This is a genomic window from Gordonia sp. X0973 (assembly GCF_013348785.1).
Lineage (GTDB): Bacteria > Actinomycetota > Actinomycetes > Mycobacteriales > Mycobacteriaceae > Gordonia.
Genome location: NZ_CP054691.1, coordinates 1,552,679 through 1,569,338, shown reverse-complemented (window position 1 = coordinate 1,569,338; position 16,660 = coordinate 1,552,679). Strand labels below are relative to the sequence as shown.

The 16,660-nt window shown below is 68.9% G+C and carries 17 protein-coding genes; 2 read left to right on the top strand and 15 right to left on the bottom strand.

Annotated features, from left to right (window positions below; all coding sequences use genetic code 11):
* Positions 1–91: 91 nt before the first annotated feature.
* The 9 genes from HUN08_RS07725 to HUN08_RS07685 all read right to left on the bottom strand — a co-directional run bounded on the left by HUN08_RS07725 (position 92) and on the right by HUN08_RS07685 (position 8,486).
* Positions 92–565 (bottom strand): hypothetical protein, encoded by a 474-nt coding sequence (locus tag HUN08_RS07725; protein ID WP_124248200.1) that lies wholly within the window; start codon positions 563–565, stop codon positions 92–94.
* 57 nt (positions 566–622) lie between these two features.
* Positions 623–2,545 (bottom strand): ABC transporter ATP-binding protein/permease, encoded by a 1,923-nt coding sequence (locus HUN08_RS07720; protein ID WP_301546941.1) that lies wholly within the window; start codon positions 2,543–2,545, stop codon positions 623–625.
* A complete protein-coding gene (locus tag HUN08_RS07715; RefSeq protein WP_124248199.1) occupies positions 2,542–3,231 on the bottom strand; it encodes a hypothetical protein in 690 nt (229 codons plus the stop codon). Before HUN08_RS07715 ends, HUN08_RS07720 begins: the two co-directional genes overlap by 4 nt.
* A 79-nt stretch (positions 3,232–3,310) precedes the next feature.
* Positions 3,311–4,204 (bottom strand): acyl-CoA thioesterase II, encoded by an 894-nt coding sequence (locus tag HUN08_RS07710; RefSeq protein WP_124248198.1) that lies wholly within the window; start codon positions 4,202–4,204, stop codon positions 3,311–3,313.
* Positions 4,205–4,227: 23 nt separating this feature from the next.
* Complete coding sequence (gene truB / locus HUN08_RS07705) at positions 4,228–5,163, bottom strand: tRNA pseudouridine(55) synthase TruB (protein ID WP_124248197.1); 936 nt, start codon at positions 5,161–5,163, stop codon at positions 4,228–4,230.
* Complete coding sequence (locus HUN08_RS07700; protein ID WP_124248256.1) at positions 5,160–5,831, bottom strand: 4'-phosphopantetheinyl transferase; 672 nt, start codon at positions 5,829–5,831, stop codon at positions 5,160–5,162. Before HUN08_RS07700 ends, truB begins: the two co-directional genes overlap by 4 nt.
* 32 nt (positions 5,832–5,863) lie before the next feature.
* Positions 5,864–6,826: a metallophosphoesterase gene (locus tag HUN08_RS07695; protein WP_124248196.1), complete on the bottom strand. Its 963-nt coding sequence runs from the start codon at positions 6,824–6,826 to the stop codon at positions 5,864–5,866.
* A 72-nt stretch (positions 6,827–6,898) separates the two neighbouring features.
* Positions 6,899–7,702 carry a class I SAM-dependent methyltransferase gene (locus tag HUN08_RS07690; RefSeq protein WP_124248195.1) on the bottom strand — a complete coding sequence of 268 codons (804 nt, stop codon included), beginning with the start codon at positions 7,700–7,702 and terminating at the stop codon, positions 6,899–6,901.
* 22 nt (positions 7,703–7,724) lie between these two features.
* Positions 7,725–8,486, bottom strand: a complete 762-nt coding sequence (locus HUN08_RS07685; RefSeq protein ID WP_124248194.1) for a lipase — start codon at positions 8,484–8,486, stop codon at positions 7,725–7,727.
* A gap of 102 nt (positions 8,487–8,588) precedes the next feature.
* On the opposite strand from HUN08_RS07685, the gene HUN08_RS07680 reads away from it, so the two are divergent.
* Both HUN08_RS07680 and HUN08_RS07675 read left to right on the top strand, forming a co-directional pair.
* Positions 8,589–9,884 (top strand): MATE family efflux transporter, encoded by a 1,296-nt coding sequence (locus HUN08_RS07680; protein ID WP_124248193.1) that lies wholly within the window; start codon positions 8,589–8,591, stop codon positions 9,882–9,884.
* A 36-nt stretch (positions 9,885–9,920) separates the two neighbouring features.
* Positions 9,921–10,319 carry a hypothetical protein gene (locus HUN08_RS07675; RefSeq protein WP_124248192.1) on the top strand — a complete coding sequence of 133 codons (399 nt, stop codon included), beginning with the start codon at positions 9,921–9,923 and terminating at the stop codon, positions 10,317–10,319.
* 10 nt (positions 10,320–10,329) lie between these two features.
* Here HUN08_RS07675 and HUN08_RS07670 read toward each other — a convergent pair whose 3' ends face one another.
* The 6 genes from HUN08_RS07670 to rimP all read right to left on the bottom strand — a co-directional run bounded on the left by HUN08_RS07670 (position 10,330) and on the right by rimP (position 16,599).
* Positions 10,330–11,286: a bifunctional oligoribonuclease/PAP phosphatase NrnA gene (locus HUN08_RS07670; RefSeq protein WP_124248191.1), complete on the bottom strand. Its 957-nt coding sequence runs from the start codon at positions 11,284–11,286 to the stop codon at positions 10,330–10,332.
* Positions 11,283–11,726, bottom strand: a complete 444-nt coding sequence (gene rbfA, locus HUN08_RS07665) for a 30S ribosome-binding factor RbfA (RefSeq protein WP_124248190.1) — start codon at positions 11,724–11,726, stop codon at positions 11,283–11,285. Before rbfA ends, HUN08_RS07670 begins: the two co-directional genes overlap by 4 nt.
* Before the next feature lie 45 nt (positions 11,727–11,771).
* Positions 11,772–14,489: a translation initiation factor IF-2 gene (infB, locus tag HUN08_RS07660; RefSeq protein ID WP_174900898.1), complete on the bottom strand. Its 2,718-nt coding sequence runs from the start codon at positions 14,487–14,489 to the stop codon at positions 11,772–11,774.
* Between the two features lie 76 nt (positions 14,490–14,565).
* Positions 14,566–14,865, bottom strand: a complete 300-nt coding sequence (locus tag HUN08_RS07655) for a YlxR family protein (protein ID WP_124247529.1) — start codon at positions 14,863–14,865, stop codon at positions 14,566–14,568.
* 88 nt (positions 14,866–14,953) lie between these two features.
* A complete protein-coding gene (gene nusA, locus HUN08_RS07650; RefSeq protein WP_124247362.1) occupies positions 14,954–15,976 on the bottom strand; it encodes a transcription termination factor NusA in 1,023 nt (340 codons plus the stop codon).
* Positions 15,977–16,077: 101 nt separating this feature from the next.
* Positions 16,078–16,599: a ribosome maturation factor RimP gene (gene rimP / locus HUN08_RS07645; protein WP_124247363.1), complete on the bottom strand. Its 522-nt coding sequence runs from the start codon at positions 16,597–16,599 to the stop codon at positions 16,078–16,080.
* Positions 16,600–16,660 lie beyond the last annotated feature (61 nt).

Here is a 16,660-nt window from a genome sequence, read left to right as displayed (position 1 = left end):
GGTGAGTTTGTTGCAACCGTAAGCGGATTGGACGGCCGAGTCCGGGGTTTCGCCGAGAAAGGTAAAGAGTTCGTAAAGTACGGCGTCGAGCTCAGTGGAAGATCGACTCGGGCGCACCGTATTTGGCCGCCCAACCCTCCCACGCGACGTCAGTCGGGCCGACGGCGCTGTCGATCCGGGTCCAGCCCCGGGTGGTCTGGCGGAAAAGACCGTCGTAGGTATTCGACTTCCCGCCGTGGGCGGCGGCCTCGGCGTCGGGAGTGCCGACATAGGAGAACCTGCCGCCGTCGGGGGCCTGCATCTTCGCGGTCATAAAGGCCCAGATCCCATCCGCCCGGATGGTCGCGCCACCGAGGCGGACCGGCTTGTGGACGGTCGCGGTGGCGTCGGCCGCACCGGTGGCGACGATCGCCCGCCCGGCAGCCGATTGCGGGCTGATGGTCGGAGCGGCAGAAGCCGCCGGAAGCGCTGCGCCCACCAGCCCGACGAGAATCGCGAAGACCGCGGCGACCGTTCGCGCACCGAGTGAGGAAAGGTGCCCTGACATGGGGTTTCGAGTAGTCATGAAGCCACGGTAGGACCCATCCCATTCGACCCACAAGGGGTCGTCGGTCAACCGAATCTACGCGTGCACCGGAACGTCGGTCAGCTCCCACGGCCCGTCGCCGAGGAGTTCGAGCATCTTGGTGTGATGCTGCTCGGTGGTGCTGCGGTGGCTGATCGAGACGACGATCGTCTGCGGCAGCCGGGTCCGGATCAGGCTGTACAGCGCGAACTCCAACCCCTCGTCGACCGCGGAGGTAGCCTCGTCGAGGAAGACGGCCTTGGGTTTCGACAGGAGGATCCGGGCAAAGGCCACGCGCTGCTGCTCGCCTGGCGAGAGCACCTTGGCCCAATACTCGTCCTCGTCGAGTCGGTCGACGAGATGTGGAAGCGACACGTCGACGAGGGATTCGCGCAGCTCCGCGTCGGAGAAGTCTGACGCCGGGGCCGGATAGGTGAGCACCGACCGCAGATCGGCCAGCGGGAGATAGGGCACCTGCGAGATGAACAGCGTGTCCTCGCCGCCCGGCCGGATGAACTGCCCGTCGGCATACGGCCAGAGCCCGGACAGACCGCGGAACAACGTCGTCTTACCGCTGCCGGAACGCCCCTTGACGACGAGCGCATCGCCGGGCACCAGGGACAGGTCCAAATCGTCGACGAGGACGCCGCCGTCGGGCTTGGTGATGGTGACGTCCCGCAGGCCGATGCCCTCGCCGTCGGCGGTGTCGATCGTGGGCAGCTCCCGCGCCTTCTCGTCGGCCTCGCCCAGTCCGTCGAGACGGATGAGGGAGGCGCGGAAATTGGTGAAGTCGTCGTACATGAGCCGGAAGAACGAGAGCGAATCACTCAGGTTCCCGAAGGCGCCGGCCGTCTGCGACAACTGGCCCAGGGATATCTGGCCGGTGAAGAATCGGCCGGCCTGCACCATCCACGGCAGCACGACCGAGGCCTGGCTGCTACCCCAGTTCCAGCCGGAGAACATCAACTGCCGATAGGTGATCCGCCAGTAGTTGGCGATCACCAAGCGGAACCGACTCATCAGGTGGCGCTGTTCCACCTGCTCGCCGGAGTAGAGCGCGATGTTCTCCGCGTTCTCCCGCACTCGCACCAAGGCGAAACGGAAGTTTGCCGTCAGGCGGTCGCGCAGGAAGTTCAACCGGATCAAGGGGCGGCCGAGCGAGAAGGCCACCACCGTGACGACGAGGATGAAGGCCATCAGCAGGAAGACCATCGCGTGCGACAACGTGTACCCGAAGAGGACCATCGGCCCCGACAGCCCCCACAGCATCCCGGTGAACGTGATGATCGTGACGACGGCCGGGATCACGCCGCCGGTCGCCGACCCGCCGCTGCTGAACACGAATTGTCGAGTCGAGTCGACGAGGGTCGTGATGTCGGCCTCGATGCGCTGATCCGGGTTGTCGACGCCCGCCGTCACCTCTCCGTCGCTGTCCTCGATCGGCACGAACCGGTTGCGGTAGAAGGCCTTCCCGTCCAGCCAGTCCTGACTGACGTGCGACGTCAGCCACGACCGCATCCGGACTTCGAACGCGGCGCCGACCCACATCTCGAACACGCCGCGCACGATGAAGATGGTGGCCAGGATCCCGAAGATCCCCAACGCCTTCCAAAAGGCCGACTCGGCCGGAGCGATCGCCTCGTGGAGGTTGGGGACCTCGTTCTTGTGGTCCAGCACCCCCGACGCCGCCTGCAGCGCGTCGTACATCTCTTTGCTCTGGTACGTGAACAGGACGTTCAACCGCACGCCGAAGATCGCCAGCACCAGCAGTACGACGACCAGCAACCAGGTCAGCGGCGCCGACTCGCGCTCGGTGAAGAACCCGCCCGTGACTCGCCAGAACTGCCGTCCCCATCGGGTGCCGACGGCGAGCAGCCCGCCGACGACCACGAGGCAGGCGAAGGAGAGTGCGGAGACCCACAACACCCAGACCGCCGAGGCCTGGAGCTCATTCGCCCAGTCCCTCCCCTCGGCGATCACCCCGGACTCCCGGGCACCGTCGGGACGAGGGCGATCACCGCGCCCGTCTTGAGCGAGCGGGTGGTCACGAACTGCGGGGCGCCGTCACCGATCCTGACGTTGTAGCCGGCCGCGTCGGGGCGCACGCCCTTCAGCGTGAACGGCAGGTAGCACCGCCTCACCTTGACGGTCGGGTCCTTCTCGTCGGCGACCTTCACCGACTTGAGAGCCTGCAGGGTCCCGTGGAGCACCTTGTCGGTCTTGTCGGTCCAGGCGACCACGGGCGATCCCGCCGCGATGGTGCCGTCACCGGTGGACGCCGACGAGCAGCTCGCCATCACGAGACCCTTGCCCTCGAAGGGACTGATGCGCATGACGAAGGTGACCACCAGGCCGATCGCGATGAGGGCGATGACTCCGATCAGCCACATCACCCCGCTCACACCCGTGATCGCGGTGATCGCGGTCCGGGTCTTGCGCTGCCAATCGCGCCGCGGCAGATACGGTCCGGGCGTCAACCACCGTTGCGGCAGCGAGGTCGGGGCCGCCGGCGGACCGGGAATCCAGGAACCGCCGTAGCCCGGTGCGGCGGGCGCCGCCGGGGCCTCGGCCGCCTGGGCCACCGCTGCGGGCGCGTCGTCAGGCGATCCGGGGATCCCGATCGGACCCGACGCGGTCGGGTCCTGCTGCTGCTCGTTTGGCTCCACGCTGCGGTTACTCCTTGGTGCGGGGGAAGGGTCGACCCGGCCGGGCGGCCGAAATCAACCCCGCCAGGTTACCGTCGGATCAGTCCTTCGGCGGGAAGTACTTGATCAGTGCCTCCTGAACGACCGACGTCGCCAGGGTGCCGTTGCGCATGAAGAAACGTCCGGATCCGATGCCGCGGGAGCCCGCCGCCACCGGCGACTCCGTCGCGTAGAGCATCCACTCGTCGAAGCGGAACTCGCGGTGGAACCACATCGAATGGTTCACCGTCGCCGCGAACAGGCGATCGATGCCCCAGGAGAGTCCGTGGGTGGTGATGATGGAATCGAGAACCGTCGTGTCCGAGGCATAACACATCGCGGCGACGTGCCAGATCTGCTCGTCGGGCAGCGTGCCGTCGGTCCGCATCCAGACCCGGTTCTTGAGCAGCTTCTCCCCCGCCTCGCGCGCCTTCCAGGTGGGGTCGTTGGCGAAGCGGATGTCGATGGGATGCAGGGCGTTGACGAACAGCGAGACGGTGTCCTCGTAGCCCTTGAAGTGCTCGCCCAGTTCGGGCAGTTCTTCCGGATAGGGCACCGTCGGGCTTTCGACGGCGTGCTCGAGTCCGGCGGTGTTGTCCTGGTAGGAGACGAGCATCGTGAAGATGTCCTCGCCGTCCTGACGTGCCGTGACCTGGCGGTTCGCGAAGGACTTGCCGTCGCGAAAGCGGGTGATGTGGTACTCCATCGGCTTTTCCACGTCGCCGCCGCGGATGAAATGGGCGTGCAGCGCATGGACCGGCGGGTTGCCGCGCGTCAACGACCTCGTCGCCGCCACCACTCCCTGACCGAGGAGCTGCCCGCCGAAGGTGCGGGCCGTCTTCTGCTCCGGATGCTGCCCGATGAACACGTCCTCGTCGCGCTGCTGCACGTCGAGCAATTCGAGCAGCACGTTCAGGTCGTGGGACCGGTCGTCCGCGGTGGCGTCAGAAGTCATGAGGACAGCCTAGGTTGTGCCGGTCAGCGCAGCGTCGCCGGGCGCACGACCATCACCGACGACGCGCGTCGGCCCTTCTCGCGGATCAACGCGATCGGCCGGTCGTCGGGGTCGATGACGACGTACACCTCCTTGATCCCCACCGGGTCCAGCCACCGTCCCTGGCTGATGCCCTCCGCCTCGTCGGCGCTGATCGCACGGTGCGGGAACGCGATGCGCGCCGCTTCGTCGATATGCAGGCTGAGCCGGGGGTCGGATTCGAGTTCGACGAGTGGCCGCGCGTGCTCCAGCGTGAACGGACCGACGGCGGTCCGCCGCAGGGCCGTGAGATGCCCGCCCACCCCGAGAGCGCTGCCGAGATCGCGGGCCAGGGCGCGGATGTAGGTGCCCGACGAGCAGTCGACCGCCACGTCGAGGTCGATGACCCCCACTCCTTCGACGGTGGTCCGCCGAATCTGCTCGACGTCGAACCGGGAAACCGTCACCCGCCGGGCCGCCAGCTCGAATTGCTCGCCGTCACGGGCGAGGGCGTGGGCGCGCTTGCCGTCGACCTTGATCGCCGAGACCGTCGACGGCACCTGCTCGATGTCGCCGGTCAGGGTGCCGATGACGGCGGCGATCTCGTCGTCGCGCACCGCGTCGGCGGACACGCGCTTGGTGACCTCTCCCTCCGCGTCGTCGCTGGTGGTGGCGACGCCGAGGCGGATCGTCGCGGTGTAGGACTTGGTCGTCAGCGAAAGCAGGCCGAGCAGCTTGGTGGCCCGCTCGATCCCGACGATCAGCACGCCGGTCGCCATCGGGTCCAGGGTCCCGGCGTGGCCGACCCGGCGTGTGTTGAACGCCTTGCGGCACCGGCTGACGACGTCGTGGCTGGTGATCCCGGCCGGCTTGTCGATCACGACCAGGCCGGCGGCGTCCAAGTGGGCGTGCTCGGCCGCCCCCGGGTCGGTACCGGTCATCGGAGGACGATCGTCGTGGTGATGAGGTCGCGGGCGATCAGCCAGCGGCCCGGGAGTTCGAGCAGCGGCGCGCCCCCGTCGGCGGCGGCCGGATCGATGAGTATGCGCGAGGTGAAGGTGCCGTGCGCTCCCCCGCCGTCGAGCTCGCCGAGCTGGGAGAACGTGATGTGGGCGTCCTCGAACCCCAGCCACCGTCGGGTCAGCGGGAACCAGGCCTTGTAGGTGGTCTCCTTGGCGCAGAACAGCAGGCGGTCCCAGTGCAGTCCGGCCGGGCGGGTCGCGAGGACATCGCGCTCGGCCTCGATGCTGGTCAGGTTCAGCACCCCCTCGGGCAGGGGTTCATGCGGCTCGGCGTCGATCCCCAACGACCGGATGGCCATCGCGTAGGCCACGATCGCGGCCCGATACCCGGCCGTGTGGGTGATGGAGCCGACGACGCCGTCTGGCCACAGCGGCATGTCCTTCTCGCCGCGCATGATGGGCACCGGATCGATGCCCAACTCGCCCAGCGCCACCCGGGCGCAGTTGCGCGCAGTGATGAACTCCTTGCGCCGCTTGTCCACCGCGCGGCCGATGATCGACTCCTCGGCCGGGTGTGCGGTCAGCCCCTCGGGGTCGCCGAAGGCCTCGGCCGAGGCGACACCGCCGACCAGGATCGGGGCGATCATCGTCTGCGTGCTGATGGTCGGTGCCGGCTCGGTCACTGCGGTCCCTTCTGACTCTGTTGACGAAGCTGTCGTTCCTCGATGCGACGGCGCATCTGCCTGGCGCGCTCCTCGTAGTCGGGCGGGAGTTCGAAACGGGTGCCGTGTTCGGCGAGGTCGTCGGGGGTGGCGTCGGGAATGATCGCGCGCAGCAGCGGATCGGGCAGGCCGCGCCGCTTCCACTCCCGGGGATAGCCGACGGAGACCTCTTCGAAGCGCACCCCGTCGTAGTAGGTCGTGCGCGGGATGTGCAGATGCCCGTAGACGCAGCAGGCGGCGTTGTAGCGCAGATGCCAATCGGCGGTCTGCTCGCTGCCGCACCAGAGCGCGAACTCCGGGTACATGAGGACCTCGGTGGGTTCGCGGCGCAGCGGCCAGTGGTTGATCAGCACGGTCCGCTCCGCCGGGTCCAGGGCGTCGAGGCGTTCACGGGTGGCGGCCATCCGGGCGCGTCCCCACGCGTCCCGGGTTCCGAACGGCTCCGGCGAGAGCAGGAATTCGTCGGTGGCGACGACGTTGCGCTCGCGCGCCAGGGCCAGCGCCTGCAGCGCGGTGGCGGTGCCCTCCGGCCGGAAGGTGTAGTCGTAGAGCAGGAACATCGGCACGACCCGCACCGGTTCGCGCCCGTCGCCGGGATCGAAGAGCGGATACATGTCCTCTGGCGTCACGACGCCGAGATCGCGCGCCTGCTGGACGAGATAGTCGTACCGCGCGACGCCGTGGATCTGGAGCGGGTCTTTGGCGGTCGTGTACAGCTCGTGGTTCCCGGGGACCCAGATCACCGTGGCGAACCGGGCGGCCAACCGTCGGAGCGTCTCGGCGATGTCATCGGTCCGCTCGGCGACGTCGCCGGCGACGATCAGCCAGTCATCGGCATCACGCGGGTGAATGTCGTCGACGATGTGCTCGTTGCCGCGATGGGCCACGTGCAGATCGCTGATCGCCCAGAGCGTTGCCATGCCGACCATCGTGCCACGGGAGCCCGCCTGCGCCGCTGCCCCGGTCGTCGGCGGACCGCCGTCGCGCCCGCGCTATCGACGCGCGCACTCGAACAGGTTGAACCGATACGCCTTCGACACCGGCATCCGTCCCACGAGCCTGATCCCCGCCCGGTGCAGTAGCGGCCACGAGGCGACCAACCCCTTTGGCGGCTTCGCGAAGCTGTACGACTCGAGCAGTCGCAGGCCGCACTTCTCCAGCTCGGCCGGATCGTCGCACGCCCAGTGGAACCGGGCGGGCACATCGGCGTGTGTCTTGTCCTGACCGGCGACCATCGCCGCCCCGGAGGTGTCGAACGCGAAGCGCGCCCCCGGGAACGCCGCCGCTATCGAGCGCAGCGCCTCCTCGACCTCGTCGGCGTGGAAGTACAGCAGGACGCCCTCGCTGAGCAGCAGAACCGGCTTGCCCGCATCGATCGCGGAGTACCAGTCCGTGTCGAAGATCGACCCGACGCGCATCGTGTAGCGGTCGCCGTCGTCGACGAATCTGCGGCGCAGCGCGATGCTGTCCTCGAGGTCGACGTCGAGCCAGGTGACCCGCCCGTTGTCCACCCGGTCGAAGCGGGTGGACAGCCCGCAACCGAGGTCGGCGACGGTGCCGTCGGGGTGCTCGGCGAGGAAGTCGCGGACGAAGCCGTCGAAGACCGCCGCCCGCCACACCGAGCCGACGGTGTTCGGGGTGCTGAACGTGGAGAAGTCGTGGTCGATCTCGTCGACCATCTCGGCGGCCCGCGCGTCGGACAGCACACTCGATCGTCGGCGCGCGTCCACCGCGCGACCGTACAGCGGCACCAGCAGGGTTTCCTGGACGCTGCCCAGGTCGACCGACTCGGCCATCACTCCTCCTCGGCTACCGGGCTCAGCGCATCCCGGGGTGGTAGCCCGGTGCCCCCGGCATGGTGGACTTCCCAGCGGTCAGCACGCCGTCCGGGTCGGTGACGAACTTCCCGGCGCAGTGACCGCGCAACGAGGAGACGATGGCGTTCCACACGCGGGCGTCAAAGGGTTCGAAGGTGTGCTCCATGCCGGTCACCGGCAGCGACTCGTTCGCGGGGATCGGCGTCACCCGGCACTGACCGCCGTCGAGGCGGCCGTCGGACCACTCGCGCGCACTGCGGATGGAGAAGTACTTCGTCGGTCCGGGCGTGTCGTCGCCGGCGTTGAGCTTCTTGAGGAAGGGCGATCCGGGGCAGTTCTCCCGCGCGATCGGCTGCGCGCAGGACACCGGCGAGCCGTACTGGGCGGTACCGATCGCGATGTAGGTGGCCACCTTCGACGTTCCGCCCATCTCCTTCAGGTACACGCGGCCGGTGATGCCGCCGATGCTCTCGGTGACCAGTGCGATCTTGTCCCCCGGGTGCTGGCGCCGGATCCCGTCGACGGTCCTGGCGACGACGGCCGCCTCGGCGCGGAGGTTCTCCCCCGGCAGGTTCAGCAGCGTCGTCGGGTAGCCACGCGACTCGAGGTTCTGTTTCATCGGACCGAACGGCATGGTGCCCACGGTCTGGCCGGGAATGACGACTACGCGGGTCGTCGGGGGTGCCGGGGTCGCGGTGGCCGCCCCCACGCCGGTCGTCGCGACGGCCGCACTGCCGAGAACGGCAAGGATCTGCTTCATCATGCGGGTAAGGATAGCCTGCGCTGACCGCTGGTGCCCAACGAACCCGTTCCCACTGGCCGAGTCGGTTGTCGGGACCGCGGACCCGACTGCGATGATCGGCGAATGCGACGAATTGCCGAGCTGGCACTCTCCGCGCTCTTCGTGCTCATCGCGCCGCCGCTGTATCTGTTGCTCGACCTCGCGGTCGTGGGACGCCTCGGTGCCCGCGAACTCGCCGCCCTCGGGGTCGGCACCCTCGTCCTGGCCATCCTCAGCACCCAACTGACATTCCTCTCCTACGGGACCACGGCCCGCTCGGCGCGCCGCTTCGGCGAGGGCGACCGGGCCGGCGCGATCGTCGAGGGGGTGCAGGCCACCTGGATCGCGCTGATCGTCGGGTGCGCGATTATCGCCGTCGGCTTCGCGGCGGCGCCGTGGCTGATGCGCGCACTCGTTCCCGATCCGGCGGTCGCCGCCGACGGGGCCGCGTGGCTGCGCATCGCGCTCTTCGGTGTGCCGCTCGTCCTCGTGTCGATGGCTGGAAACGGGTGGATGCGCGGCGTGCAGGAGACCCGCGCCCCCGTCGTCAACGTCGTCGTCGGGCTCGCCGTCGCCTCCGTCCTCTGCGTCGGACTGGTCCACGGCCTCGGCCCCTTCCCGCGCCTCGGCCTGGTCGGCAGCGCCTGGGCCAACCTCGTCGGGCAGTCGATCACCGGCGCGCTCTTCGGCGCGGCGTTGCTGCGCGAACGACGACGAACCGGGGTATCGGCGCGCCCCGACCGCGCCGTCGTCGGTGCCCAGCTGGTCATGGCGCGCGACCTCATCGCGCGCAGCGCCTCCTTCCAGATCTGCTTCTTGTCCGCCGCGGCGGTCGCGGCCCGCTACTCGGTCGCCGCCGTCGCCGCGCATCAGGTGGCGTTGCAGGTCTGGGAGTTCCTCTCGCTGCTCCTGGACTCCCTGGCGATAGCGGCGCAGTCGCTGGTCGGGGCGGCGCTGGGAGCGTCGGCACCGGCACGGGCACAGGCCGTCGCACGACGAGTCACCGTCGTGTCGGTGATCGTCGCCGTCCTCGTCGCGATCGTCTTGGCGGCCGGCTCGTCAGTCATCCCGCGGGTCTTCAACAGCGATCCGACGGTGCTCTCGGCGATTGCCGTGCCGTGGTGGTTCCTGATCGCGATGCTGCCGATCGCGGGAGTGGTCTTCGCGCTCGACGGGGTGCTGCTCGGTGCGGGTGACGCGGCATTCCTGCGGACGGCGACGCTGGCGGCGGCCCTCGGCGCATTCCTCCCGCTGATCTGGGCGTCGCACATCTTCGGCTGGGGATTGGCCGGGATCTGGACCGGACTGCTGGTCTTCCTGATCGCCCGACTCGCCGCGGTGTGGTGGCGCTACCGGTCGGGCCGCTGGACGACGGTGTAACCGGGCTCGCTCGGCGAATGGCTAGACTGTCGGGACATGTCCGGACCGCAACAAAGCATGGCCCGCGAGCCGAAGCGCGTACGTACCAAGGCAAAGGTCGCGAACTGGGTCGGCACCGCGCTCGTTTGGGCCGCACACGTCTGGACCTGCCTACTGTTGTGGTTCTACGGCCTATTGGCCAGCCGTGCCCTCCAGGACTGGGTGCCGTCGTCCGACGACGACGTCAGGCCGCCGCTCACGACTCGACAAACCATTGCGGTCTACGCTCTCGGATATGCCCCCGATGTAAGTGCGTTCCTATTCGCCACGTCGATCACCGCCGCACTAATCTGGGCTGCGCGGGGCAAGCTGAGCATTGTGCCCGCCGCCATCTGCCTCTTGCTGGCGTGGCTGACCGGAGGCGTTGCGCTGGTCTCACTCCTCCTGGCCGAATAGACCAGTGCGACTAGACCTGCGCCAATAGCGCGGCGGCCACCTCGTCGGAGGTGCCGTCGATGCTGTAGCCGGCGGCTCGGATGTGTCCACCGCCGCCGAAGGCGCGCGCGATCGTGGTCACGTCGACCTTGTCCTTGGAGCGCAGCGAGACGTTCCAGCGGCCCGGTTCGGATTCCTTGAACACGGCCGCGACCTCCGCGTCCTGTGCGGTCCGCACCAGGTCGATCAGGCTCTCCGACTCGTCCCACGCCATCGACGAGAGCAGTTCGTGCGGCACGGTAGCGTACACGAGTCCCGCGCCGCCGCAGGCCGCCGACTCGAGTTTCGCGTCGCCCAGCACGGCGCTCGCCACGCCGAACCAGGTGAAGGGATGACTGTCCAGCAGCGTCCGACTCCACTTCGCGCCGTCGACGCCGGCCTCGATCAAGCGGGCCGCGATGCCGAAGGACGACGGCCGCGCCCATTTGAACGAGCCGGTGTCGGTGATCAGGCCCGCGTACACGCAGGTGGCGATCGGTTCGGTGAGCGTCACCCCGAGTTCGTCGATGATCTCCAGGACCAGCGACGCCGTGCAGTCCGACGACGGATCGATGAAATCCAGGGTGCCGAACCCCGTGTTGGAGACGTGGTGGTCGACGACGATGCGCTCGCGCGCCGCGCCGAACACCTCGCCGAGGTCCTCGAGGCGGCCGAGGGTCGCCGCGTCGACCGACACGGCCACCGGATGCCCGACCACCGCATCCGGGCGGACGAGCAGCTCACTGCCCGGCAGCGCCTTCATCGCCGACGGCAACGGCAGATCGCCCGGATAGGCGACCTCGACCGCCATTCCGAGTCCGACCAGTGCCTGCCCGAGGGCCAAGCCGCTGCCGAGCGTGTCGGGATCGGGCCGGACGTGGCAGAGGATCGTCACCGCGTCGGCCCCGCGCAACGCGGAAGCGACGTCGGCTGCCGAGGCCGCCGTCACCGCTCCGACTCGTCGTCCCGATATGGATCGGCGTCACCGGCCGGTGTGGCCTCCGCCGCCCGGCGCGCGACCATCTCGTCGTTGGCGCGCGCCTTGGCGACGAGCTCCTCCATGTGGCGTGCGGCGTCGGGCACCGTGTCGAGCTGGAAGGCGAGCGTCGGCGTGAACCGAACCCCGGTACCGGCACCGACCAGCGAGCGCAGATGCCCGGTCGCCTTCGCCAGCGCCGCCGCCGCACCCTCGTAGTCGGGCTCGACGTCGAGCGTCTGCCCCATCACGGTGTAGAACAGCGTCGCGTCGTGCAGGTCGCCCGACACGCGCGCGTCGGTGATCGTCACGTAGTGCAACCGCGGGTCCTTGATCTCACCCGAGCCGATCGCCGCGGCGACGATCGATGAAATCCGCTTGGCCAGCCGAGCCGCCCGAGCCTGGTCCACCATGGGAGAACCGCCCTTCTCACTTGAAGTCGCACGAGTCGGGAAACCCTAGTCGCGCGGCTTCTCCTGCAACTCGTAGCTCTCGATGACGTCGTCGACCTTGATGTCGGAGTACGTCACGGTCAGACCACACTCGAAGCCCTCGCGGACCTCGGTGACATCGTCCTTCTCGCGGCGCAGCGACGACACCGTCAGGTTCTCGGCGATCACCACGTTGTCGCGGAGCAGGCGCGCCTTGGCGTTGCGCTTGATCAGACCAGAGCTGACCATGCAACCGGCGATGTTGCCGACCTTGGACGACTTGAAGATCGCGCGGATCTCGGCGCGGCCCAACTCGACCTCTTCGTAGACCGGCTTGAGCATGCCCTTGAGCGCGCTCTCGATCTCGTCGATCGCCTGGTAGATGATCGAGTAGTACCGGATGTCGACGCCCTCGCGGTTGGCCCGCTCGGTCGCCTTGCCCTCGGCGCGAACATTGAACCCGATGATGATCGCGTCCGACGCGGCAGCAAGGTCGACGTTGGTCTCGGTGACACCACCGACACCGCGGTCGATGACCCGCAACGACACCTCGTCGTCGATCTCGATGCCCATGAGCGCCTCTTCGAGCGCCTCCACGGTGCCCGAGTTGTCACCCTTGAGAATCAAGTTGAGCTGGCTGGTCTCCTTGAGCACCGAATCCAGGTCCTCGAGGCTGATCCGCTTGCGACTGCGGGCCGCCAACGCGTTGCGCTTGCGCGCCGCGCGACGATCCGCGATCTGACGGGCGGTCCGGTCCTCGTCGACGACCAGGACGTTGTCACCCGCGCCGGGCACCGACGTGAAGCCGATGACCTGCACCGGACGCGACGGCAGCGCCTCGTCGATGTCGTCGCCGTGCTCGTCGACCATCCGTCGCACGCGGCCATAGGCATCGCCGGCGACGATCGAGTCGCCGACGCGCAGGGTGCCGCGCTGGATGAGGACGGTGGCGACCGGGCCGCGGCCGCGGTCGAGGTGTGCCTCGATCGCGACGCCCTGGGCGTCCATGTCCGGGTTGGCGCGCAGATCGAGCGAAGCATCCGCGGTCAGCAGGACCGCCTCCAGCAGCGCATCGATGTTGGTGCCCTCCTTGGCCGAGATGTCGACGAACATGGCGTCGCCGCCGTATTCCTCGGGCACCAGGCCGTACTCGGTGAGCTGGCCGCGGATCTTGCTCGGGTCCGCGCCTTCCTTATCGATCTTGTTGACCGCCACGACGATCGGCACGTCGGCCGCCTGCGCGTGGTTCACGGCCTCCACCGTCTGCGGCATGACGCCGTCATCGGCGGCGACGACGAGGATCGCGATGTCGGTCGCCTTGGCGCCGCGGGCACGCATGGCGGTGAACGCCTCGTGACCCGGGGTGTCGATGAAGGTGACGAGCCGGTCTTCGCCGTTGAGGCTGGTGTCGACCTGGTACGCACCGATGTGCTGGGTGATGCCGCCGGCTTCGCCCTCGCGGACGTTCTCCTTGCGGATGGTGTCCAGCAGGCGCGTCTTGCCGTGATCGACGTGACCCATGACGGTGACCACCGGCGGGCGCTGGGCGAGGTCGTCCTCGCCGCCTTCGTCCTCGCCGTAGCTGAGGTCGAAGCTCTGCAGCAGCTCGCGGTCCTCGTCCTCGGGGCTGACGACCTCGACGACGTAGTTCATCTCCGAGCCGAGCAGTTCCAGCGTCTCGTCGTTGACCGACTCGGTCGCCGTGACCATCTCACCCAGGTTGAACAGCGCCTGGACCAGGGCTGCCGGGTTGGCGTCGATCTTGTCGGCGAAGTCGGACAGCGATGCGCCGCGGGCGAGCCGGATCGTCTGGCCCTGGCCGTGCGGCAGCCGAACGCCGCCGACCGTCGGAGCCTGCATCGAGTCGTACTCTTGCCGCTTCTGACGCTTGGACTTGCGACCCTTGCGGGGGGCGCCACCGGGGCGACCGAACGCACCCGCGGCACCGCCGCGGCCACGTGCACCGCCACCGCCGCCACCGGGACGACCGCGGAAGCCTCCACCGGGAGGACCACCGGCGGGTGCGCCACCGGGGCCACCACGGTATCCGCCGCCACCGCCACCCGGGCGGTTGCCGCCGGGACCACCGCGGCCAGCGGGACGGTTGGCGTCCGGACGAGCCGAACGGCTGGGCATCGCACCGGGGTTCGGCCGCGGCGGCATACCGCCGGGGCTGGGTCGGTTGCCGCCCGGGCGCGGCGCGCCACCGGGGCGCGGACCAGCCGCACCGCCACCGGCGCCGGGACGCGGCGCCACCGGACGGGGCGCGGGGGCCGGGGCAGAGGAATACGGGTTGTTTCCGACGCGCGGGGCACGCGGACCGGGCTTGGGACCGCCCGGACGGTTGCCACCGGGGGCCGTTGCCGGCGCGGCGGGCTCAGCCGGGGCCGCGGGCGTCGCGGCGGCCGGAGCCGCGGGGGCCGGTGCTGCCGCGGCGGGAGCCGCCGGCGCGGGAGCGGCCGGGGCCGGTGCCGGTGCCGCGGGCGCCGGAGCGGCCTTCTCGGCCACCGGTGCGCCCGGCTTGGGCGCAGCCTTCTTCGCCGGCGCCTTCTTTGCCGGGGCTTCGGTTGCTGCCGACTCAGTCGGCTTGGGGAATGATTCGCGTAGTCGCCGGGCCACCGGGGCCTCGACGGTCGACGACGCGGACTTGACGAACTCGCCTTGTTCTTTGAGACGCTCGAGCACTTCCTTGCTCGTCACGTTCAGCTCTTTGGCCAATTCGTGCACGCGGGCCTTGCCTGCCACTGCTCTCCTCACTTGGAGGTCGAGCGGCACCCGCTACGACCTCGGTTAACTCCGATACATGCTCATCGTGGGAACTTCACGGTGTGCTCATGTCTTGTGCTACCTGTTCTTCCGGCTGGTCCCCGCCACCCGCTGCTACCAGCGAGGCGACGAGTCCGTCTGGGTCGACGGTGATCCCGTCGACCCGCAACGCCGAAGCGAAAGCCTTGCGCCGCACCGCCTCCGACAAGCAGTCAGTGGACGGATGCAGCCAGGCGCCGCGCCCCGGCAGGGTCTTGCGGTAGTCGATCTCGACCACCGGCCCGATGGGGCCGCTTGCCGCGACCACTCGGACCAGTTGTGCCCGATCCGCACGTCCGCGGCAGCCCAGACACATCCTCATCGGATGAAAGTGCATCAGTACTCCGGAACCGCGCGAGATCTCGCACAACCTTTCACAGTCTAGCTTGCGCAGTAGACCGATGTCATACTGCCGCGCTGGCCGTCGGGTCGTGGGCCCCCGGATCGGCGTCGGACCGGATGTCGATCCGCCATCCGGTCAGCCGGGCGGCCAGCCGGGCGTTCTGCCCCTCCTTGCCGATCGCCAACGACAGCTGGTAGTCGGGGACGATGACGCGGGCGGCCTTGTTGGCCTCGTCGACGACGGTCACCGACAGCACCTTCGCCGGTGAGAGCGCATTGGCCACGAACACCGCCGGATCGGTGGAGTAGTCGATGATGTCGATCTTCTCCCCCGCCAGTTCGCTCATCACATTGCGCACGCGCTGCCCCATCGGGCCGATACACGCGCCCTTCGCGTTGAGGTCCGGCACACCCGTGTGTACCGCGATCTTGGAGCGGTGCCCCGCCTCGCGGGCGACCGCCACGATTTCGACGGACTTGTTCGCCACCTCGGGGACCTCGAGTTCGAACAGCTTGCGGACCAGGTTGGGATGGGTGCGCGACAGCGTGATCTGCGGACCGCGGGCGCCGCGCGCCACGCCGACGACATAACACTTGATGCGGTCGCCGTGCTCGTAGGTCTCGCCCGGGACCTGCTCGGCGGCCGGGATGACGCCCTCGGTGCCGTCGGCCTCGTTGCCGATGGCGACGACGACCAGGTCGCGGGCGTTCGCGCGGACGTCGCGCTGCACGACGCCGCCGACGATCTCACCCTCGTGTGCGGCCAATTCGCCGAAGTTCCGCTCGTTCTCCGCGTCGCGCAGCCGCTGCAGGATCACCTGGCGCGCGGTGGTGGCGGCGATCCGGCCGAATCCCTCGGGCGTGTCGTCCCACTCGCTGAGCACCGTGCCGTTCTCGTCCACCTCCTGCGCCATGACGCGCACCTCGCCGGACTTGCGGTTGACGTCGATCCGCGCGTGCGGCGCGAATCCGTCGGTGTGCCGGTAGGCGGTCAGCAACGCGGTCTCGATGGCGGTGATGACGGTGTCGGTGGGGATGCCCTTGTCGGCCTCGATCATGCGCAGGGCGGCGATATCGATGTTCATGGCGCGGTGACTCCTATTCACTTGTGCATTCTTCAGTTATCGGTGCGATGTTCAGTTGTTCGATGTTCAGTTGTGCGACGGGCGGCGCCGGCTTTGCCCGATCAGGCCTCCCCGCCGTCGCACAGCTTCAGCTCCGCCGGACTCGGTTCGCCGAATTCGACGACGACCACGGCCGACTCGACGTCGGACAGCGCCACCTCGCGCACGGCGAGCCGCCCCTTGTGGTTGACGACGAGCGCCACGGTCCCGTCGCCGAGATTACCGATTCGGCCGAGGAACTTCTCGCTCTTTCCACCCGCGGCCGGGTGCAGCGCGACCTCGACGCGACGACCGTGGTTGCGCTTCCAGTGCCGGGGTTGGGTGAGCGGGCGGTCCACGCCGCGCGACGTCACGTCGAGTGCGTAGTCCTGCGCCCACGGCTGCTCGTCGAAGACGGCGGTGAGCGATCGCGTGAGCGCGGTGAGTTCGTCGAGGCCGACGCCGTCATCACCGTCGACGACGACCGTGATCGCGCTGACGCCGTAGCCGGGCTTGCGCACGACCGACACCTCGTCGACGTCGAACCCGGCACCGGTCACGACGGGTTCGACCAGGGCGCTCACCCCACTGGTGTCCGGTGCCACGGTCACTCACCTGCCTCACGGTTTTCGCTGATCACACGCGCGGGATCCCCCGGCGCGCACC